Annotated in this window: 19 protein-coding genes; 13 read left to right on the forward strand and 6 right to left on the reverse strand. The window is 72.7% G+C overall.

Features of this window, described 5'->3' with window-relative positions; translation table 11 throughout:
* The first annotated feature begins 60 nt into the window (after window positions 1–60).
* Window positions 61–1,062 carry a tRNA pseudouridine(38-40) synthase TruA gene (gene truA, locus ACZ466_RS27245; protein WP_464043987.1) on the forward strand — a complete coding sequence of 334 codons (1,002 nt, stop codon included), beginning with the start codon at window positions 61–63 and terminating at the stop codon, window positions 1,060–1,062.
* Here the strand turns inward: truA and ACZ466_RS27250 are convergent.
* The 3 genes from ACZ466_RS27250 to ACZ466_RS27260 form a co-directional block, all read right to left on the reverse strand.
* Window positions 1,059–2,789 (reverse strand): hypothetical protein, encoded by a 1,731-nt coding sequence (locus ACZ466_RS27250; RefSeq protein ID WP_378284857.1) that lies wholly within the window; start codon window positions 2,787–2,789, stop codon window positions 1,059–1,061. The two genes, truA and ACZ466_RS27250, sit on opposite strands and share 4 nt — an antisense overlap.
* A gap of 24 nt (window positions 2,790–2,813) precedes the next feature.
* Window positions 2,814–4,142 (reverse strand): hypothetical protein, encoded by a 1,329-nt coding sequence (locus ACZ466_RS27255; protein ID WP_378284856.1) that lies wholly within the window; start codon window positions 4,140–4,142, stop codon window positions 2,814–2,816.
* Between the two features lie 117 nt (window positions 4,143–4,259).
* Window positions 4,260–5,375 (reverse strand): CAP domain-containing protein, encoded by a 1,116-nt coding sequence (locus ACZ466_RS27260; RefSeq protein ID WP_378284855.1) that lies wholly within the window; start codon window positions 5,373–5,375, stop codon window positions 4,260–4,262.
* A 395-nt stretch (window positions 5,376–5,770) separates the two neighbouring features.
* On the opposite strand from ACZ466_RS27260, the gene rplM reads away from it, so the two are divergent.
* The 3 genes from rplM to glmM all read left to right on the forward strand — a co-directional run bounded on the left by rplM (window position 5,771) and on the right by glmM (window position 8,599).
* On the forward strand, window positions 5,771–6,214 hold the full coding sequence (gene rplM, locus ACZ466_RS27265; RefSeq protein WP_378284854.1) for a 50S ribosomal protein L13: 444 nt from the start codon (window positions 5,771–5,773) through the stop codon (window positions 6,212–6,214).
* A 116-nt stretch (window positions 6,215–6,330) separates the two neighbouring features.
* Window positions 6,331–6,849, forward strand: coding sequence for a 30S ribosomal protein S9 (rpsI, locus tag ACZ466_RS27270; protein WP_378284853.1), 519 nt, complete (start codon window positions 6,331–6,333; stop codon window positions 6,847–6,849).
* Window positions 6,850–7,258: 409 nt separating this feature from the next.
* Window positions 7,259–8,599 carry a phosphoglucosamine mutase gene (glmM, locus tag ACZ466_RS27275; protein ID WP_378284852.1) on the forward strand — a complete coding sequence of 447 codons (1,341 nt, stop codon included), beginning with the start codon at window positions 7,259–7,261 and terminating at the stop codon, window positions 8,597–8,599.
* Window positions 8,600–8,771: 172 nt separating this feature from the next.
* Here the strand turns inward: glmM and ACZ466_RS27280 are convergent, their stop codons facing one another.
* Genes ACZ466_RS27280 through ACZ466_RS27290 form a run of 3 tightly spaced genes read right to left on the reverse strand, consistent with a single transcriptional unit; the run spans window position 8,772 to window position 10,717 of the window.
* Window positions 8,772–9,620: an NAD(P)H-binding protein gene (locus tag ACZ466_RS27280; RefSeq protein WP_378284851.1), complete on the reverse strand. Its 849-nt coding sequence runs from the start codon at window positions 9,618–9,620 to the stop codon at window positions 8,772–8,774.
* A gap of 50 nt (window positions 9,621–9,670) precedes the next feature.
* Window positions 9,671–10,000 carry a hypothetical protein gene (locus ACZ466_RS27285; protein ID WP_378284850.1) on the reverse strand — a complete coding sequence of 110 codons (330 nt, stop codon included), beginning with the start codon at window positions 9,998–10,000 and terminating at the stop codon, window positions 9,671–9,673.
* 45 nt (window positions 10,001–10,045) lie between these two features.
* On the reverse strand, window positions 10,046–10,717 hold the full coding sequence (locus ACZ466_RS27290) for an HNH endonuclease family protein (RefSeq protein ID WP_378284848.1): 672 nt from the start codon (window positions 10,715–10,717) through the stop codon (window positions 10,046–10,048).
* Window positions 10,718–10,849: 132 nt separating this feature from the next.
* On the opposite strand from ACZ466_RS27290, the gene ACZ466_RS27295 reads away from it, so the two are divergent.
* The 9 genes from ACZ466_RS27295 to ACZ466_RS27335 all read left to right on the forward strand — a co-directional run bounded on the left by ACZ466_RS27295 (window position 10,850) and on the right by ACZ466_RS27335 (window position 20,361).
* The gene (locus ACZ466_RS27295; protein ID WP_378284846.1) at window positions 10,850–11,845 is read left to right on the forward strand and encodes a DUF389 domain-containing protein; all 996 of its coding nucleotides are present in this window, start codon (window positions 10,850–10,852) and stop codon (window positions 11,843–11,845) included.
* Window positions 11,846–11,847: 2 nt separating this feature from the next.
* On the forward strand, window positions 11,848–12,822 hold the full coding sequence (locus ACZ466_RS27300; protein ID WP_378284879.1) for an ABC transporter ATP-binding protein: 975 nt from the start codon (window positions 11,848–11,850) through the stop codon (window positions 12,820–12,822).
* A complete protein-coding gene (locus tag ACZ466_RS27305; RefSeq protein ID WP_378284845.1) occupies window positions 12,819–13,697 on the forward strand; it encodes an ABC transporter permease in 879 nt (292 codons plus the stop codon). The genes ACZ466_RS27300 and ACZ466_RS27305 overlap by 4 nt, the downstream gene beginning before the upstream one ends.
* The gene (locus tag ACZ466_RS27310) at window positions 13,694–14,605 is read left to right on the forward strand and encodes an ABC transporter ATP-binding protein (protein WP_378284844.1); all 912 of its coding nucleotides are present in this window, start codon (window positions 13,694–13,696) and stop codon (window positions 14,603–14,605) included. Before ACZ466_RS27305 ends, ACZ466_RS27310 begins: the two co-directional genes overlap by 4 nt.
* Entirely contained in the window at window positions 14,602–15,318 is a 717-nt protein-coding gene (locus ACZ466_RS27315) for an ABC transporter permease (RefSeq protein ID WP_378284843.1), read from the forward strand. The genes ACZ466_RS27310 and ACZ466_RS27315 overlap by 4 nt, the downstream gene beginning before the upstream one ends.
* Before the next feature lie 165 nt (window positions 15,319–15,483).
* Complete coding sequence (locus tag ACZ466_RS27320; RefSeq protein ID WP_378284842.1) at window positions 15,484–17,034, forward strand: M48 family metallopeptidase; 1,551 nt, start codon at window positions 15,484–15,486, stop codon at window positions 17,032–17,034.
* A complete protein-coding gene (locus ACZ466_RS27325; RefSeq protein ID WP_378284841.1) occupies window positions 17,027–17,965 on the forward strand; it encodes a hypothetical protein in 939 nt (312 codons plus the stop codon). Before ACZ466_RS27320 ends, ACZ466_RS27325 begins: the two co-directional genes overlap by 8 nt.
* Window positions 17,966–18,002: 37 nt before the next feature.
* On the forward strand, window positions 18,003–19,148 hold the full coding sequence (locus tag ACZ466_RS27330; protein ID WP_378284840.1) for a helix-turn-helix domain-containing protein: 1,146 nt from the start codon (window positions 18,003–18,005) through the stop codon (window positions 19,146–19,148).
* Window positions 19,149–19,212: 64 nt separating this feature from the next.
* Entirely contained in the window at window positions 19,213–20,361 is a 1,149-nt protein-coding gene (locus ACZ466_RS27335) for a helix-turn-helix domain-containing protein (RefSeq protein WP_378284839.1), read from the forward strand.
* Window positions 20,362–20,395 lie beyond the last annotated feature (34 nt).

Consider the following 20,395-nt stretch of genomic DNA (forward strand, 5'->3'; position numbering starts at 1 on the left):
GACGGCTGTCGCGCGGGTCGGCGAGCACGGCACGGACGGAAGACGAGAAGACTCTCTGACATGACCGCATTGGTACGACTCCGGTTCGACATCGGCTACGACGGGGGCGGTTTCGCGGGCTGGGCGCGCCAGCCGAACCAGCGGACCGTCCAGGGCGTCATCGAGGACGCCCTCGCCCGCCTGCTGCGCCTCGACCCGCCCCCGGCCCTCACCGTGGCGGGCCGTACGGACGCGGGCGTGCACGCGCGCGGGCAGGTGGCGCACGTGGTCGTCCCGGCGGCCTCGTACTCCGCGGTGAACGGGACGATGCCGCGCCGCCTGGCGGGCCTGCTCCCGGCGGACGTGCGGGTGTGGCGGGTGTCGGTGGCCCCGGAGGGGTTCGACGCGCGCTTCTCGGCGCTGTCGCGGCGGTACGCCTACAGCGTCTGCGACGACCCGGTGGGCGTGGACCCGCTGCGCCGGCACGACGTGCTGTGGCATCCGCGGCCCCTCGACCTGGACCGGATGAACGCCGCCTCCGCGCTGCTGGTGGGTGAGCACGACTTCGCCGCGTACTGCCGCAAGCGGGAGGGCGCGACCACGATCCGCCGCCTGCTGCGGCTGGAGTGGCGCCGCGCCGAGCCGCCCGCGGACCGCGCCGCGCGGGACGGCGCGGCGGACGGCCGGATGCTGCGCGCGTCGGCGGCGCCGTCGGCGCGGCGCGGGGTCGCGGTCGCCACCGTCGAGGCGGACGCGTTCTGCCACTCCATGGTCCGCGCGCTGGTCGGCGCGCTGCTGGTGGTGGGCGACGGGCGGCGCGCGGTGGAGTGGCCCTCGGAGGTCCTGGCGGCGCGCGTCCGTGACTCGGCGGTGAACGTGGCGCCCGCGCACGGGCTGTCGCTGGAGGAGATCCGCTACCCGCAGGACGAGGACCTGGCGCGGCGCGCCCAGGAGACCAGGCGTGTCCGCACGCTCAACGCCGCCCCCGACACACACCCGGGCCCCGATACGGCCCCGGGCGCCCCGAGCCCGGAGGCCCAGGGACCGGCGGCCTCGTCGAACTCGGGGGCGCGGGACTCCTAGGTGCGGGCGCGGGCGTCGATCGGGCGCAGGGCGTAGCCGACGAACTGCTCGGCGACCGCCTTCAGGGTCGGGTCGCCGGGCTGCGGTTGCCTGCCGCTGGCGTACGTGGCGTAGGCGTAGGCGATGTACCGTCCCCGGACCGTGCTGGCGGCGTACCCGCCCGCCCGGTCGATGTCGCTGGTCCGGGGGCCCGGCATGGCGCGGAACCACTCGTACTTGGCGGGGTCGCCTGCGCCGTTGGCCTTGAGCGCGGCGGCCTTGCCGGGGAACACCGCGATGCCCGAGGTGATCGCCAGTGACCGTTCCCTGTCAAGGAAGGTGACGCGGACGACGCTGCCGCAGCGTTCGCGGGTCAGCGACCGGGCCATGGCGCCGCGCGCGGCCAGCGCGCACTGGTGATTGACCGAGGCGCGGTCGCGCGCGTAGGCCCTGCCGCCGAGGTCGACGCGGGCGGTGGGGAACGCCTCCGACAGCGCGAGCGGCTTGGGGTCGGTGCGGGCGCTGTCGATCGTGGAGGACGGTGCCGGCGGGCTCGGCTGCCCGGGGACGCCCGGGGCGGCGGGGGACTGCGACGGGACGGGGTCGGTCTTGGCGCCCGGCGTCTCGACGGCCTTGGCCGTACGGCCCTCGCTGTCGCCGCCGGAGCCAGCGAAAACGAATCCGGCGACGGCGACGAGCGCGACGGCGACCACGGCACCGCCGATCAGGAGCGGCTTGCGCCTGCCGCCGCCGCGGCCCGCCGTCCGCGTGCCTCCGCCACCGCCGCCGCCCGCGCTGAGCGGGCCGCTGGGGAAGGACTCCTGCGGGGACGGGGTGGCGACCGTGGGCTGCTCGGTGGTCGCGGTGGAGTCGGCGGTGTCGCCCGGGCCGGCGGCCTTGGGGATGGGCGTGCCGGAGGGGGGAGTCGTGGCGGCGACGGCGATCGGGGTGGTCGGCGTCGAGGACGAGTCCCGGGGCGGCGTGGTCTTGCGCGGGGCGAACGCCTCCGGCGTCGTGACCACGACGGGCGTGCGCCTGGGCGGCTCGGGGACGGGCCGGTTCTCGGAGGGCGCGGGTGTTTTGGCCGTGTCGACGGCGACCGGCGGCGGGGGCGGGGGCAGGGGCGGGTCGGCCTTGGCCTCCGTGGCCGGGGGCGTTTCGGCGGGCTTCGCCTCCGCCTGGGGCGTCTTGGCGGGAGGCCGCTCGGCGGCGGCTCCGTCCGGCTGCATCACCGGGATGCCGTCCGGGTCGGTGTCGGGGGACTGCGGGCCGCTCGGCGTGACGATCGGCTCGGACGGGACGGCCCCGCGCGTGTCGACCTTCGGGACTCCGCGTCCGGCGACCAGCGTTCCCGGCGGCAGGCCGGGGACGGGGGCGTCGGGAGCCTGCGCCGTCTCCTCCCGCGCCTCAGGCTCGCCGAAGACGATCGTTTCCTCGTCGTCGGCGGTGTCCGGTGCCGGTGCCGGTGCCGGTGTCGCTGCCGGGGCGGTGTCGGCTACGGGCTCGGGCGTGGACGGTTCGGCGGAGTCGGAGTCGGGAGCGGCGGCCCACCAGGGTTTCTGCAGGCCGATGGGCAGCTTGATCTCCTCGGCGGACGGCGCCGCCGCGCCCTCGGGAGCGGACTCGGACTCGGCCGGGTCCTCGGCCACGGGCTCCGCCTTGCCGAAACTGGGCGGGGCCGAGGGGGCCGGAACGGGTTCCGCGCCCTCGCCCTCGGCCGGTTCCCAGGCCTCTTTAGGTCCAGACATAGCGAGATAGGTTATTCATCCAGGTCAGTTGCGGAAGGGTTTTCCCTCGGTCTCGCGGTAGTGCAGCGCGAAGCTCAGACTGCTCCCCCGGATGAGCTGCTGCCCGAAGGCCGAGACCGTCTTGTGGTACTGCGCGGGGATCTTCTTGCCGTCCGGCCGCTGCACCCACGTCATCAGCAGGTAGTGGCCGCGCGCCTCGGCGGTGCCCAGCGCCTCGCCCTTGCCGATGGTCTTGCTGACGCCGGTGCCGGGCAGCGGCTGCAGGAACGCGTCCTTGGCCACGGCGGCGCGCTGGGCGAGCTTGGCGGCGGCGTCGGTCTTGAGGTTGAGCACCCCGACCGTGCCGATCAGCTTTCCGTCGCCGCGCGCGAACGTGGCGCGCAGCGCCTGCGTGCAGCCGCCCTTCTTGACGACCGCGGCGAGCTTGGCGCCCTGGACCGTCCCGGTGCAGCCCTTCTTGGCGTTCCAGCCGGTCCGCACGTACTTCTGGCCGCCGCCGGTGAACGACTTCTTCCCGAAGACCTCGTTGAGCGTCAGCGGGCTGGGGTCGGTGGCGCGGTTCTTGAGCTTGACCGGCTCCAGGACGGGCTGGGTCGGCGAGGGCTGGGCGGTGGGGGTCTGGGTGGGTGGCGTGGCGGAGGTGTTCCCCGCCTCGGCCTTGTCGTCCCCCAGCATCGAGGACACCGCGAAGCCGCCGCCGATGAGGAGCAGCCCGGCCGCCGCCGCGCCTCCGATGATCAGCGGCAGGCTGCGCCGCTTCGCGGGCGGCGTGGGGCCGCGGCGGTGGTCGGAGCCGGGGCCGCCGGGACCCTCGGGGGTGCCGAAGCCGTGCGGTTCGCCGTAGGCGTCGTCGTCATAGCCGCCGGGGGAGTAGTGGCCTCCCGGAGGCGGGCCGTACGGGTCGTCGCCCGCCGGCGGGCCGTAGGGATCCTTGCCCGGGGGCGGGCCGTAAGGGTCGTTGCCCGGGGGCGGGCCGTACGGGTCGGAGCCGCCGGGGCCTTCCACCTGGAAGCCGCCGGGGCCGCCAGGGCCACCGGGACCGCTGGGAGCGCCTGGGCCCGCCAGGGGGCCGCCCTGGAGCGTCGGGGGAGCAGCCGGTCCTGCCAGGGGCCCGCCTGCCGCCGCCCCGAGGGGGCGGGGGGCCGGTGTGGTGCCGTCCGCCGGGTCCTCGTCCCAGGAGACGGCCGGTCCGCCGAACGCGTCGTCGCGTGGTGGGAAGGGGGACTCGTCCTTCTTCTCGCCGCTTCCGTACGGTGCCTCTTCGGGCCGGTCCCTGTCGGGGCCGTACGGGGCATGCGACGGCTGGTCGCGAGACCAGCCGCCGGGTTTGCCTTGATCGCCCGGATAAGCCATGGCTTGGACCTTACCGTTCCTTCCTCGGGACTCTGGACGTCGGGAACAACCACCATGACATGGGGACGAACCAGGCGCGGGTCGTTTGGCGAAGGTCGCTCACCAGAGGGGACGGTGCTACTTCCAGCCGAAGTCCTGGGTCCACCAGGGCCCGCCCGACCCGGAGGCCATCCCGACGCCGATCGCCCGCAGCTTGCAGTTGAGGATGTTGGCGCGGTGCCCGGGGCTCTTCATCCAGCCGTCCACGACCGCCGCCGCGGTGCCGTAGCCCTTGGCGATGTTCTCCGCCCCGGGGCTGGTGTAGCCGGCGGCCTCCATCCGCTCCCACGGGCTGTCGCCGTTGCGCGAGGTGTGGTCGAAGTAGTCCTTCGCGGCCATGTCGGCCGAGTGGCGGCGGGCCGCGGTCACCAGCCGGGCGTCGACGCGCAGCGGCGCGCAGCCCTCCTTGGCCCGCTCCTTGTTGGTGAGCAGCGCCACGGCCGTCTCCGTCACCGTGGAGCCGCCGGTGCCGGGGGACGCGGCGGTCCCGGGCGTGCGCTCTTCCGGCGAACCGGACTTGGACGGGTCGGGACGCGCCGACGGCCGCTCCGTGCCGTTCGGCATCACCTTCAGCGGCGGGGGCGTCTCGCTCGGGGCGGGTGCGGCCGGTGCGGTGGCGTCGGCGGGACGGCGCGTACCGAGATCGGTGCCGGGCGCGGGGGGAGCCGCGTGCTGCGCGGACGGCCCGGACGCGGAGGCGGGCTCGGAGCGCAGTTCCGGCAGCACGAGCCGGTCGAGCGCCACGCCCGTGCCCACGGCGAGGGCGGACGCGGCGACCACGGCCACGGCCGCCGCCGTGGACCTGCCACGGGAGCGGCGCGGCGCCTGAGACCGCCGCCGCCGGGAACCGCCCCGGCCCGAGCGCCCGGACGGCCCAAAGGAGTCGGGAGGGCTGGGAGGGCCGGCGAACTCGACCCTGACCAGCCCGTCGGTCCGCTCCTGAGGTCCGGGGGCCGGAAACGGCCCTGGCTGCTCACTGGGCGCGGCGGGGGACGTGGTGGGCCGCCCCTGGATCTCATCCTGGCTGGGCCGGGTGAACCAGTCGTTGGCCGACAGGCCGGGTCCCGCGACCAGCCGGTCCTCGCCGGGAGCGGGCCGCCCCGAGCCCGGAGCGCCGGCAGGGGAGCCGCTCCGGCCGGACTGACCGGTACGTCGCGGGTCGGCGGGTGTGCCGGGATCGGGATTAGGGGGCATCGGCGGGGCTCCCGGTTCTCGTCGGCAACGGCCCTGATGGGCGGTCGCGCCGCACATTATCCCTATAAGAGGGGGCAAGTCCCTGCAACCCGGCAAACAAACGGGCGCCCGCCCGCGTCGCCGACAAGGGGTTCGGGCGTGCTCACGCGGGGCGACCACGACTCCCGGCGCACCGTTTTGACCACCGCCCGCGCGGCTGGGTATTCTGTGCAACTGCTGTATGCGGTGACGCCTGTCCCTTCGGGAACGGTCATGGCCGCGATCTCCGGTGTGCCTTCCGTGCCGTTCACGCGCGACGGGCCCCGGTCTCCCGGAGCGCCGGGTCGGAACTCATCCTCTGAGCGGCGCGAGCAGGAATCCGCTGAGTAGTCGACAAGGAACGAAGGCCTACGACCGTGCGCACGTACACCCCTAAGCCCGCTGATGTTCAGCGTCAGTGGTACGTCATCGACGCGACCGATGTCGTGCTGGGCCGGCTCGCCAGTCAGGTCGCGCAGCTGCTTCGGGGTAAGCACAAGCCGATCTACGCCCCGCACCTCGACACCGGTGACTTCGTCGTCATCGTGAACGCCGACAAGGTGGCGCTGTCCGGCAACAAGCTGGAGCAGAAGCGGGCCTACCGGCACTCCGGCTACCCGGGCGGTCTCCGCTCGGTGGCCTACGCCGACCTGCTGGCCAAGCACCCCGAGCGGGCCGTCGAGAAGGCGATCAAGGGCATGCTGCCCAAGAACACCCTCGGCCGGAAGATGTTCGGCAAGGTGAAGGTCTACGCCGGTCCGGACCACCCGCACCAGGCGCAGAAGCCGGTCCCGTTCGAGATCACCCAGATCAAGCAGTAGCACCCCGCACGACCGGCCGCACGGATCGACGTGCGGCGCTTCATTGAACAGTGGCCGCCGGGGCACCCGACGACACCCTCGGGTCCGCCGCCCTGGCCAGAAGACCAAGGAGAACCGTGGACGAGACCTTCGACACCGAGACGCCCGCCGAGGGCGCCGAGCTCGACTCGTACGAAGACGCGCCGTCGGAGTACAGCACCGAGTCCCCCGAGACCGGTGACTCCGAATTCCTCGTGGAGCCGGTCGCGACCGGACCCGCCGCCGGCACCGGCCGCCGCAAGGAGGCCATCGCCCGGGTGCGGATCGTCCCCGGCGAGGGCAAGTGGACCATCAACGGTCGCTCCCTCGACCAGTACTTCCCCAACAAGGTCCACCAGCAGATCGTGAACGAGCCGTTCGTGCTGCTGGGCCTGGAGGGCCAGTTCGACGTGCTGGCCCGGGTCAACGGCGGCGGCACCACCGGCCAGGCCGGTGCGCTGCGCCTGGGCATCTCCCGCGCGCTGCAGTTCGCCAACATCGACCACCGCCCCGCGCTGAAGAAGGCGGGCTTCCTGACCCGTGACGCGCGGGCCATCGAGCGCAAGAAGGCCGGCCTCAAGAAGGCCCGCAAGGCGCCGCAGTACAGCAAGCGCTGAATCGCCGGACGCCGGCACGAGCCGTCGCATCCCGTCGCCGCACGATGCCGCCGACCCCTCCAGGTCGGCGGCACGGGCACGGGGTCGGCGGCTCGTCCGCGTTTCCGGGGACCTTCCGCGTCCGCGGTTCGGCACGTCCACGGGTGGGCACACCGACGGAGACGCCGGCGGGCACGCCGGCCGGTATGTCCACGGGCTCCATCCGGCCGACCGGATGGAGCCGTCCGGGCGCCGCCGCGGGCCAACACCTGCTTTCATGGGATTCATGGCTCCGTGCCGGAATCCGGGCGCGCCGGGCGGCGACGCTGGGGCGGCACGGAGTGTGCGCACTAGATTCGACCGCGGAACGGCCCGGACCACGGCGTCCGGCCGCAGCCCGCGGTCTTTTGTCGTATTCGGGAGTTGAACTGTGGGTCGTCTCTTCGGGACCGATGGCGTGCGCGGGCTCGCCAACCACGATCTGACCGCGCCGCTGGCCATGGACCTGACCGTCGCCGCGGCGCGGGTCCTCGGCGAGGCCGGCGCGTTCGAGGGGCACCGCCCGGTGGCCGTGGTCGGGCGTGATCCGCGGGCCTCGGGCGAGTTCCTCGAGGCGGCGGTCGTCGCCGGGCTCGCCAGCGCCGGCGTCGACGTGCTGCGGCTGGGGGTGCTGCCGACCCCCGCCGTCGCCTACCTCACCCAGGCGCTGGACGCCGACCTCGGCGTGATGCTGTCCGCCTCGCACAACCCCGCGCCCGACAACGGGATCAAGTTCTTCGACCGCAGCGGCCACAAACTCGCCGACGAGATCGAGGACCTGATCGAGGCCAGCCTCGGCCAGGAGTGGAACCCGCCCACCGGCGCCGGGGTCGGCCGCGTCCGCGACGCCCACGGCGCCGTCGAGCAGTACGTCGCCCACCTGCTCAGCACCGTCCCGGTCTCCCTGGACGGCCTGCGCGTCGTCATCGACTGCGCCCACGGAGCCTCCTCCGACGTCGCCCCCGAGGCGCTCCGCCGCGCCGGCGCCGACGTCATCACCATCGGCGCCGCCCCCGACGGCCTCAACATCAACGCCGGCTGCGGCTCCACCCACCTGGAGGCGCTCCAGAACGCCGTCCGCGAGCACGGCGCCGACGCCGGCATCGCCAACGACGGCGACGCCGACCGCTGCCTGGCCGTCACCGCCACCGGCGAGATCGTCGACGGCGACCAGATCATGGCCATCCTCGCCCTCGACCTGCAGGAGGCCGGCCGGCTCGCCTCCGACACCGTCGTCGCCACCGTCATGTCCAACCTCGGCTTCAAGCTGGCCATGCGCGACGCCGGGATCACCGTCGTCGAGACCGCAGTCGGCGACCGGTACGTGCTGGAGGCCATGAAGGAGGGCGGCTTCACCTTCGGCGGCGAGCAGTCCGGCCACGTCATCATGCTGGAGCACGCCACCACCGGCGACGGCGTCCTCACCGGCATGCACCTGCTGGCCGCCATGGCCCGCCGCGGCCGCCCCCTGGACGAACTCGCCAAGGTCATGAACCGGCTCCCGCAGATCCTCATCAACGTGCAGGGCGTCGACAAGTCCCGCGCCGGAACGTCCCCCGAACTCGCCATGGCCGTCTCCAGCGCCGAAGCCGAACTCGGCGAGAGCGGACGCGTCCTCATCCGGCCCAGCGGCACCGAACCCATGGTCCGCGTCATGGTCGAGGCCGCCTCCGAGGAACAGGCGAGGACCGTGGCCGAACACCTGGCCGAGGTAGTCAAGAACGCGCTGTAATTCCCGGGGAGCGACCCCCCGGACCCCCACGGCCGGGCCGCGCGCCCCCTCCAGTCGCTGGCGCTCCCTCCGGGGGCACCCGGCCCTTGGCAGGGGGCTCCGCCCCCCGCACCCCCCGCTGGGGGCGCTCCGCCCCCTTGCCCCCCGAATTCCTGGGGGGTGGGGCGGGTGGTCATGTGAAGGAGCCGGTGTGGTCTCTTGCCCATTCTTGGAAGGGGCGGGGGCGGGTGCCGGTGAGGTCTTCGACAGTCGTGGTGGTGGAGGCCGGGGTCTTCACCATCGCCTCGTAGCCGTCGAGGATGACGTCGGCGATGTCGGGTGGGAGCCCCTGCGCGATCTTCCTCTGGCGGGCGGTCTCGCGGGGGATCTCCTGCCAGTGGACGGGGCGGGCGATCGTTTCGCCGATGATCCGGGCGAAGTCGGCCTGCGTCATGACGTCGGCGCCGGTGAGCGTGTACTTCTCGCCCGCGTGGCCGTCCTCGGTGAGGGCGCGTACGGCGACGGCGGCGATGTCGGCCTCGTGGATGAGCGGCATGGCGGCCTCGCCGAAGGCGTCGCTGACCGTCCCGGAGGCGCGGATCTCCGGGGCCCAGGCGAGGGTGTTGACGGCGAAGCCGCCCGGGCGCAGGAACGTCCACTCCAGGGCGGAGCGTTCGATCGGGCGCTCCAGGGCGGCGTGCAGGGCGCCGATCGGGTCGGTCTGCTCCTCGACGTCGTCGCGTACGGCGAGCGAGGACAGCAGCACCACCCGGCGGGCGTGCCGGGCGATCGTGTCGACGACGGCGGGCACGGGGGCGGTCGAGGGGAACGGCCAGACCAGGAAGACGCCGTCCACGCCGTCCAGGGCCTCGTCCAGGACGGCGGGGTCGGAGTGGTCGCCGCGCACGACGGCGGCGCCGCCCGGCAGGCGGGCGGTCTCGGGGGAGCGGGTCAGGGCGCGGACGGGGCGGCCGCCGGCCACCAGCGCGTTCACCACGTGGCGGCCGACGTTGCCGGTCGCGCCTGTCACGAGAAAGGTCATGGGACGACGCTAGGGAGATCGTCCCGGGCGGGAATCCGTCGTGTGACCGGTCAGCGGTCGAGGATGTCCAGGCGGCCGACCTTGAGGTGCTCGATCTCCACCGTGCCGGCCTCCAGGTGCTCCACCACGGCCCGCTTGACGACCAGCTTGCCGATGACGACCGCGCCGACGGCCAGGGCGCCCAGCGCCATCGCCCCGAGCGCCAGCGAACCGAAGGCGTTGCCGGCGCGCAGGGTCAGGCCGGTGGCGGACGCCCCGGTGACCTCGGCGCCGGTGGCGCGGGCTCCGATGCCGCGTTCGGTGCGGACCCTGGGCCGGGCGGCCTTGCCCCTGCCCTCGGTCTCGTCCTGACGCACCTGCTCGTTCGACTCGCTGCTCATGCGATCAACCCTATGACGGAGGCGGGGCGGGCACGCCCGTTCCGGTCAGCAGCGGCCGAGGAAGTCGCGGAGGGCGGCGCGGTCCCCCTGGGTGACGGGGAGGGCGTACTCCTTGGCGATCGCGACGTACTTGCCGGCGTAGGCGCACTGGAACGACCTCTGCGGCTTCCACTCGCCGGGGCCCTTGTCGCTCTTCTGGCGGTTCGGGACGCCCCACACGGCCAGCAGGTTGTCGTGGTCGTTGGCGAAGCGTTCGCGCCGGTCCTCGTCCCAGCCGGAGGCGCCCATCCGCCAGGCGAGGGCGAGCGGGTAGACGTGGTCGATCTGCACCTCGTCGGCGTCGGACTTGGAGAAGGTGATGCGCTTGCCGCTGTAGGGGTCGTCCAGCGTGCCGGAGACGACGACGCAGTCGCCGCGCTTGCGCACCTCGCGCAGGTCGCGGGCGAGGACGTCGTTGCGCTGGTCGCAGCCGTTGCGGTCGATGTCCTTCCACCGGGTGCCGAAACGGTCGCGCGCGTAGCCGGATCCGGAGCGCTCGGGCGCGACGCGCAGCCGTTCGAGGTTCCGGCGGGTGCGTTGCTCGTCTCCGCCGCCCGCTTGGGTGCGGGCGGAGGAGGGGGTCGGGGAGGCGTCCGAGAGGCCGGCGTCGACCTCGCAGCCGCAGGTCAGCATCGCGGTCGCGAGGCCGAGGCCCAGCACCGCCCGCCGCCATGCCATGTCGTCACCTTCCGTAGTCGGATCGTCACTCGTTACATTCCCGCTTTGCCAGGTTTTTAGCGATCTGTGGTGATGATCCTCGGAAATACGGTCCGTCGGCGGGAGCCGCGCCGATACGGCACGATGTGGAAGGTGCTGCACCTGAGAGCGATCGTCCCCGCGGACCGCACCGACGCGGTCTGCGCCGTCCTCGCGGGCTGCTCGGGGGCGACCAACGTGGTCGTCCTGCCGGGCGCCGCCAGGTCGCCCCTCGGCGACCTGGTCAACGCCGACATCGCCCGCGAGTCGGCGAACCAGGTCATCGAGGCGCTGCAGGGCCTGGGCATCGAGCGGGACGGGTCGATCGCGTTCGAGCACATCGACCTGTCGCTGTCGATCGGCGCCGAGGCGGCCCAGGAACGCGCCCCCGGCCACGGCGACGACGCCGTGGTGTGGGAGGAACTGGACCAGCGCACCGCCGACGAGAGCCGGCTGACCTGGTCATTCGTGGCGTTCCTGGCGCTGGCCACGCAGCTGGCCGGGATCGCCGCGCTGATCGACTCGCCGATCCTGGTGGTCGGCGCGATGGTGCTCGGCCCGGAGTTCGGCGCGGTCGCGGCGATCTGCTTCGGCATCCTCACCGGCCAGGCCCGCCGGATCGGCGCGGCGCTGCGCACGCTGGCCCTCGGGTTCGCCGTGGCGATCGTGATCACCTACGTGTGCGCGCTGGTCAGCCACTGGATCGGGGTCATCGAGCTGGACCGGCTGCCGGGCGAGCGGCCGATGACCGCGTTCATCTACAGCCCGGACCGCTGGTCGTTCATCGTGGCGCTGCTGGCGGGCGCCGGCGGGGTGCTGTCGCTGACGGCGGGCAAGTCCTCCGCGCTGGTCGGGGTGTTCATCTCCGTCACCACGGTTCCGGCGGCGGGCAACCTGGCGGTGGCGCTGGCGCTCAGGCACCGCAGCGAGGTCGACGGGTCGCTGCTCCAGCTGGGCGTCAACCTCGCCGGGATGATCATCGCGGGCACGCTGACGCTGCTCGTCCAGCGGCAGGTGTGGAAGCTCGTCCTCCGCCGGACGGGCCGGCCCCTCCTCAGGCCTAATCCTCCAGGGGGACGCCCGCACGGCGGACAGGGACTAGGTTCGTGACCATGCCGATCATCGCCACCGATGGCCTGACGATGAGGTTCCCCCGGGTGACCGCGCTGGACGCCCTCACCGTGGCCGTGGAACCGGGCGTCGTCGGGCTGGTCGGCGCCAACGGCGCGGGCAAGTCGACGCTCATCAAGATCCTGCTGGGGCTGCTGCCGCCGTCCGCGGGCACCGCCTCCGTGCTGGGCCTGGACATCGCCCGGGAGGGCGGCCGGATCCGGGAGCGGGTCGGGTTCATGCCCGAGTACGAGTGCCTGCCGCCGGACGTGTCGGCCACCGAGTTCGTCGTCCACATGGCCCGGATGTGCGGGCTGCCGTCCACCGCCGCCCGCGAGCGCGCCGCCGACACGCTGCGGCACGTCGGCCTGTACGAGGAGCGCTACCGTCCCATCGGCGGCTACTCCACCGGCATGCGGCAGCGGGTGAAGCTGGCGCAGGCCCTCGTGCACGACCCCGAACTGGTGTTCCTGGACGAGCCGACCAACGGCCTCGACCCGGCGGGCCGCGACGAGATGCTGGAGCTGATCCGGCGGATCGGCACCGAGTTCGGCATCAGCGTGCTGGTCACCTCGCACCTGCTGGGCGAGCTGGAACGGGTCTGCGACCACGTCGTCATCATCGACGGCGGCCGGCTGCTGCGGTCGCAGGCGGTCGAGGCGTACACCGCCGCCAGCGGAGTCCTGACGGTGGAGGTCGAGGAGGGCCGTGACGTGCTCGGGCAGCGGCTGCACGACGCGGGCGTCGCGGTGCGTCCCGAGGGCCGGTTCCTCCTGATCGACATCGCGGGGGAGGACACCTACGACCTGATCCGCGACGCCGTCGCCGACCTGGAGCTTCGGCTGATCCGGATGGAGCAGCGCCGGCACCGGATCGAGGAGGTCTTCGCCACCGGCCCGCCCGCCGCCACCGGCCCACCGGGCGCCGCGGCCCCGCCGGGCCATCCGCCCGCGGAGCCGCAGGGGGTGGCCCGGTGAGCACCAGCACGATCCACGACATCGGCTACCGCCACTACGAGGGCCGCAGGCTGGGCCGCGCGTACGTGATGCGGTCGCTGTACGTGCACAACCTGCGCGCCGCGTACGGCCTCGGCCGCCCCGCCCGCGCCAAGGTGATGCCGTTCCTGCTGGTCGCGATCATGCTGCTGCCGGCGGCGGGCTCGGTGGCGGTGTACGCGATCTCCAAGGAGGCGGACACGCTGATCCGCTACTCCTCCTACGCCTCCACCCTGTCGGTCATCATCGCGATCTTCGTGGCGACCCAGGCGCCGGTGCTGGCCTCGCGCGAGCTGCGGTTCCACGTCGTCCCGCTGTACTTCTCCCGGCCGGTCGGCCATCTGGACTTCGTCCTGGCCAAGCAGGCCGCGATGGCCACCGCGCTGTTCGCGCTGACGGCGGTGCCGATCACCGTGCTGTACCTGGGCGGGCTGGTGACCCGCATCCCCAAGTCCGGCGAGCACCTGCTGCACTACCTCGCCGCGCTCGTCGGCTGCGTCCTGTTCGCGGTGGTGCTGGGGTCGATCGGGATGGTGGTGGCCGCGTTCACGCCGCGGCGCGGGTTCGGGGTGGCGTCGGTCATCGCGGTGTTCATGCTCAGCACCACCATCGTGGCGATCGTGCAGGGGCTGGCGGAGATGCGGACCAACTTCTCCCTGGTCGGCTGGGCGGGGCTGTTCTCGCCGTTCAACCTCGTCGACATCGTCCAGGTGCGGCTGCTGGGCGCCAAGAGCTCCTCGATCGGCATCGCGCCCGGGACGCTGGGCGGCCTGGTCGCGCTGGCCCTGTGCGCGGCCCTGGTCGCCGGGTCCACCGCCGTCCTGTACGGCCGCTTCCGGAAGGCGGGGCTCTCATGACCGAGCTGAAGCTGGAGAAGGTGTCCCGCTGGTACGGGAACGTGGTCGCGGTCAACGGCGTGTCCATGACGATCGGGCCGGGCGTGACCGGGCTGCTGGGGCCCAACGGGGCGGGCAAGTCGACGCTCATCCACATGATGGGCGGGTTCCTGGCGCCCTCGTCCGGCACGGTCACCCTGGACGGGGCGCCGATGTGGCGCAACCCGGAGGTGTACCGGCGGCTCGGGCTCGTCCCCGAACGGGAGGCCGCCTACGACTTCCTCACCGGCGCCCAGTTCATCCTGGCGATGGCCAAGCTGCACAAGCTGCCCGACCCGGGGGCCGCGGCGAAGCGGGCGATCGGGCTGGTGGAGATGGACTACGCCGCCGACCGTCCCATCGGGAACTACTCCAAGGGCATGAAGCAGCGCATCAAGATGGCGTCGGCGCTGGTGCACGACCCTCCGGTGCTGCTCCTGGACGAGCCGTTCAACGGCATGGACCCGCGGCAGCGGCTCCAGCTCATGGACCTGATCCGGGGGATGGCCGCCGAGGGCCGCACGATCCTGTTCAGCTCGCACATCCTGGAGGAGGTGGAGCGGCTGGCCGAGCACATCGAGGTGATCGTGGCGGGCCGGCACGCCGCGTCCGGGGACTTCCGCAAGATCCGGCGGCTGATGACCGACCGGCCGCACATCTTCATGGTCCGGTCCGGCGACGACCGGGCGCTGGCCGCGGCCATCATCGCGGACGGCTCGGCGCGCAGCGTCCAGCTCACCGACAAGGGCCTGCGCGTGGAGGCGGTCGACTTCCAGCGCTTCACCTGGCTGCTCCCGCGCGTGGCCCGCGACGCCGGCGTCCGCCTGTGGGAGGTCTCCCCCTCCGACGAGTCCCTCGAGAGCGTCTTCTCTTACTTGGTGGCCCGATGAACCCGACCATCGCGATGATCACGTTCCGGGCGATGCTGGGGCGGCGGCGCGCGCTGCTGCTGCTCCTCCTGCCCGCGCTGCTGGTGTTCATGGCCCTCGGCCTGCGGATGATCGGCGAGAACGACCTGGAGGTGTCGGCGGGCGTCCTCCAGCGGTTCGCGCTGGCGACCCTCCTGCCGCTGCTGGCGCTGATCGCGGGCACCGGCGTGATCGGCCCGGAGATCGACGACGGCCAGATCATGTACGTGCTGACCAAGCCGATCCCGCGCCAGGTGATCGTGCTGACCAAGCTGGCCGTGGCGGTGGTGCTGATCGCGGCGTTCGCGGCGGTGCCGACGCTGCTGGCCGGGCTGCTGATGACCGGGACGAGCGAGTGGATGAGCCCGGCGTTCACGGTGGGCGTGCTGGCGGGCGGCGTCGCCTACGGCGCGGTGTTCGTGGCGCTGGCCGTGGTGAGCCGCAACGCCGTCACGATCGGGCTGCTGTACGCGCTGGTGTGGGAGACCCTGCTGGGCAACTTCGCCCCCGGCGCCAGGTCGGCGTCCATCCAGCAGTGGGCCCTGTCGGTCACCGACGCGCTGACCGGCGCCTCCTACGTGACCTCAACGGTCGACCTGGGCGTCGCGATCCCCCTGCTGATCGCGGTCACCGTGGCCGCCACCCTCCTGGCCGTCCTCCGCCTCCGCACCCTCTCGGTGGCCAGCGCCGAGTGACGACGCCCGGGACGGGACGACGGTTGACGTGACGTCCGCGACCGGCCGATGATCATTTAGACCTTTCCGCGGTCGCCGGGGCTCGGCCACAATCGTCGCCGTTCTCCCGGCCCGCGCGGCTCCGCGCCCGGCCGTCTCCCGCATTCCAGAGAGGGACGGACGCTCGTGTCCTCCAACCGTCGTGACGGCGGCCCGCGCCTCGGCCTGCGCGCCGGCCTGGCGCTCGCCCTGCTGCTCGGCTTCTACGTTCTCGCGCTGGCCCTCATGGCGGCGCTGTTCGGGTTCTTCGCGGTCGTCGCCTTGGCGATCGGGGCCGGCGACCTGCCGCCCGGTTCGGCGCTCCTGGCGGGCCTCGCGGTGGGCTGCGGGTTCGCCGTGGTCGGCGGGGTGCTGCAGAGCGTCCGGGTGGTCACGGCGGAGATCCCGGCGGGCATCGCCGTGCGGCCCGCCGACCAGCCGCGGCTGTGGGAGGCGGTGCGGGACCTCGCCGCGGAGGTCGGCGCGCCCGCACCCGACGAGATCCGCCTGGTTCCCGGAGTGAACGCGTTCGTCACGCAGGAGACGCGGCTGCTCGGGCTGGTCAAGGGGAAAGTGATCCTCGGCGTCGGCCTCGGCCTGCTCAGCGTCGTGGACCGGGCGGGACTGCGCGCCGTCCTCGCGCACGAGTTCGGCCACATATCCGGCGGCGATACCCGGCTCGGCCCGATGATCCACCGGGCCGGTACCGCGATCCAGCGGACCGTGGAGTACCTGGAACGCGACGAGAGGTTCTTCAAGAAGGGCGTCGCCCAGGTCTTCCGCGCCTACCACCGGCTCTTCCGCCGGACGACCACGGCGGTCTCGCGGGCCCAGGAACGCGCCGCCGACCGTGCCTCGGTACGCGTCGCGGGCGCCCCGGCGGCGGTGCGGGCGCTGGAGACCATCGGCGTCGCCGCGCCCGCCTTCGGGTTCTTCGCCGACCGGTACGTCGTTCCCGCCTGGGAGCGCGGCCGGTGGCCCGAGGACATGTACGGCGGTTTCCGGGCCTTCTACGCCGATCCGGGACGCAGGGAGGAGTTCGACCAGGCCCGCGAGGTCGTCCTCGCCGCCGAGACCGGCCGCGCGGACTCCCATCCGTCGATCGGCGACCGGATACGGCTCATCACGGCCATGGACGAGCCGCGGCCCGGCCCCGGACCGGCGGGTGAGGAGGAGCCGGCCTGGGGGCTGCTCACCGGACGCGCCGAAGCGGAGATGGCGCTCTTCGCCGCCCGGACCGCGACCGGCGCCGACGGCCTGAAGCCGATCACCTGGGAGCGGGCCGCCGACGAGGTGTTCGGGAAGTTGGCGGCCGGTGCCGCCCGAACCGTCGGCTCGGCCGCGATCGCGATCGGCGGGAGCTGGGACCGCGGCGGGCCCGACCAGGTCCTCGCGCTCCTCGCCGCCGGGCGCGGCGCCGAACTCGCCGAACACCTGGACGCCTCCGGCGACGGCGAGATGTTCTACCCGGTGCGGGCCGTGCTCGCCGCCGAGATCGTCGAACGGCACGGCGGCCACTGGGCCGTCTCGTGGTCCGGGCCGACGGCCGTCCACTGGCCCGGCACCCCGCTCGACGAGCTGGTCCGGCTCGCCCTTGAGGGCCCCCAAGGGCTCGCCGCCGTACGCGCCGAACTCGGGCTGCCCGACGCGCCGCTGCGCGAACTACCGCCCCTGTCACGGGAGGCCGTCGATGCCTGAGATCGCGTTCGACCCCCTGTTCGGCTCCCCGGAGGCCCGCGCCCTCCGCGTCGACCTGGTGGACGGCTCGTACGAGAGCGCCAGGCACCTCATCACGGCCACCGACGACCCGGACCTGCGCGCGTTCTACGTCGCGATCGCCGCCGAGTGGCCGGGCCGCCCGTCCTGGCTGGACGCGTGGGTGGCCGCCGAGCCCCGTAGCGCCGAGGCGCACCTGGTGCGCGGCGCGCACGGCGTCGTCTGGGCCTGGCAGGCGCGCGGGCACCAAAGGGCCGAGCACACCGAACGTGACCAGTTCATCGAGTTCTGGCGCCGCCTCGCGATCGCCGAGAAGGACCTGGAGAAGGCGGCCGAACTGGCCCCGGACGACCCCGAGCCGTGGGCCCATCTCGTCACCTGCGCGCGCGGCCTCGGGGTGGGCAAGGAGGAACTCGGGCGCCGCTTCAAGGAGGTCATCGCCCGCCACCCCTGGCACCGCCGGGCCCACTCCCAGATGCTCCAGGGCGTGGCCCCCAAGTGGAGCGGGTCGTCCAACCTGATGTTCAACTTCGCCCGGGAACGGGCCCTGGCCGCCCCCGAGGGCACCGCCATCGCCGCCCTGCTCGCCGAAGCCCACGTCGAGATGTGGCTGGACGCCGAGCAGGCCGAAGGAGGCGACGAGTACTTCACCGCCCCCGAGGTGCTGGCGGAACTGCACGCCGCCGCCGACAGGTCCGTCCGCTCCCCGAGATGGCGCCCCCTCCCGGACGACGTCCGCGCCCACAACCTCTTCGCCTTCGTGTTCGCCCAGGGCGACGATTTCGCTGCCGCCGAGGAGCAGTTCACCGCCACCGGCGGCCGTATCTCCAAGGAGCCCTGGAACTACGTCGGAGACAGCGTTGAGGACGCTTTCCGCTATGTCCGCTCGCGCGTGACCGTCGAACTGGAGTGATCCCCCCGGCCACGCCTTCGGAGGCACACTGGAGGGCATGAACCTCCCGGAGCGTCTTCAGAGCGTTCGGAAGCGTCGCGGCCTGACCCAGCGCGGGCTGGCGGAGCTGTCCGGGGTATCGATCTCCCTGATCCGCAAGCTCGAACAGGGAGAACGCGACGACACCCGCCTGGAGACCCTCCGCAAACTGGCCAAGGCCCTCCAGGTGCCGACCTCCGCTCTGATCACGTCCGTGGCCCCAGAGGAGCCCTCCGAAGACTGGGGACCGCTGCGGGCCGCCCTGCTCAAGCAAGCCGGGCAGGTCGCGGAGCCTCCGACCGTCAACGGAGTGCGGCAGGCACTGACAGCGTCGATGCCGCTGTTCTCGAACGACCGCTATGCCGAACTCGCCCGCCTCCTTCCGCCGCTTCTCCGGGACGCCGACACGCTGGGGCCCGAGGGCCGCGAGGTACGCTCCCGGCTCCTGCACCACGTGGGCTGGTTGCTGACGCAGACGCGGCAGTTCGAGGCGGCGGACGTGGCGTTGCGGCGCGCCCTGGACGAGTCTTCCGACCGGCTGGACGCCGCGGCCGTGGTGAACACCCGCTGCTGGCTCTTGATGCGCCAGGGCGACATCGGCGGCGCGCTCGCCCTCGCCACCCGATGGGCCGACGAGGTCGAGCCCAGGATCTCCCGGGCCACGATGGCCGAACTGTCCGCCTGGGGCTGGCTGCTGATCCGCCTGAGCACGGCGGCGGTCCGGAACAACGAGCCCGGCGAGGCGGATGATGCTCTGCGGCTGGCTCGCTCGTCCGCCGTCGCCATGGGGGCGGAGTACTCGCCGGACGCCGATTTCCTGCGCGCCTTCGGCCCGCTGACCGTGGCGATGAAACGAGCCGAGAACGCCATGGTGGAGGACAGGCCCGACCAGGTGATCAGCATGGCGGAGAAGATCCCGACGCGGGATCTGCGCCCGACGTCGAACAACCGGAACCGGCACCTCCTCGACGTGGCCAAGGCACGCGTCCAGCTCCGCCAGTACACGCAGGCGTTCGACGTCCTGCAAGGCGTGCGCGGCAGCGCCCCGGAATGGATCGTCAACCAGCACTACGCCAGGGACATCATGGGCACGATCGTCACCCGCCGAAGAACCCTTTCCCCGGAAATGCGAGAATTCGCCGAATTTATCCACCTAGATCTCTGACCCGTACGAAGATCTCCCGGACAGGATCTCGATCGCGCTCGCGCCCAGATGCACACTGGAGGACATGAACCTCCCGGAGCGTCTTCAGAGCGTTCGGAAGCGTCGCGGCCTGACCCAGCGCGGGCTGGCGGAGCTGTCCGGGGTATCGATCTCCCTGATCCGCAAGCTTGAACAGGGAGAACGCGACGACACCCGCCTGGAGACCCTCCGCAAACTAGCCAAGGCCCTCCAGGTCTCCACCTCCGACCTGATCGTCAGCCGGACGGCCGAGGAGGGCACCGCGCAGGAGTGGACGGCGGTCAGGGACTCCCTGCTGAGCAAGTACGAGCAACCTGAGGAAGCGCCGACTTCGGAAGGGGTCAACCGAGCGGTCGAGGCGGCGGAGCCGTTGTTCACGGACAACAAGTACGCGGAGCTCGGTGCGGTGCTCCCTTCCCTCGTGCGGGACGCGGACGCCCTGGGGAGGCGCGGGCGGCAGGTTCGGTCGCGGGTGATGCACCTGGCCGGAATGCTCCTGGTCTCGACCCGCCAGTTCGACGCGGCGGAGATCGCCTTGCGGCGGGCGTTCGACGATGCGCCGGGGAGGCTCGAACAGGCGGCGGTCGCCAACACGCGCTGCTGGCTCCTGATGCGCCAGGGAGACCTGGGTGGGACGTTCGAGCTCGCCTCCCGCTGGGCGGACGACGTCGAACCCCGCATTTCCCGTGCCAGCCAGGAGGAGCTGGCCGCCTGGGGCGGCCTGCTGCTGCGGGTGTCCACCGCTGCGTCGCGCAACAACGAGCCGGGAGAGGCCGACGATGCGTTGAGCTTCGCGCAGGCCGCCGCGGTGATCCTCCGAAGCGAGTGGGCTCCTCCCTCCGACCCCCTCAGAACCTTCGGCCCGATCGCGGTGGCGACGCGCAGAGTCGAGAACTACATGATCGAGGACAGGCCCGACCGGGTTCTGACGTTGTCGGAGAAGATCCCCAAGAGTGGATTCAGAGCCCGCGCGTCCAGCCGGAACCGCCATCGGCTGGACGTGGCGAAGGCGAACGTCAGGCTCAAGCGCTACACCGACGCGTTCGAGATCTTGCAGGAAGTGCGCGCGATCAGCCCCGAATGGATCTCCAATCAGCGCATGGTGCACGACATACTCGGTCGAATAGTGACGAAGCGGCGCACCTTGACGGCTGAAATGCGGGAATTGGCTAATTATGTGGGTCTCCAGTACTGACCTGCGTGGATGGCAGCAGGGGTACTTCCTGTCA

The sequence above is a fragment of the Actinomadura rugatobispora genome, from assembly GCF_055379765.1.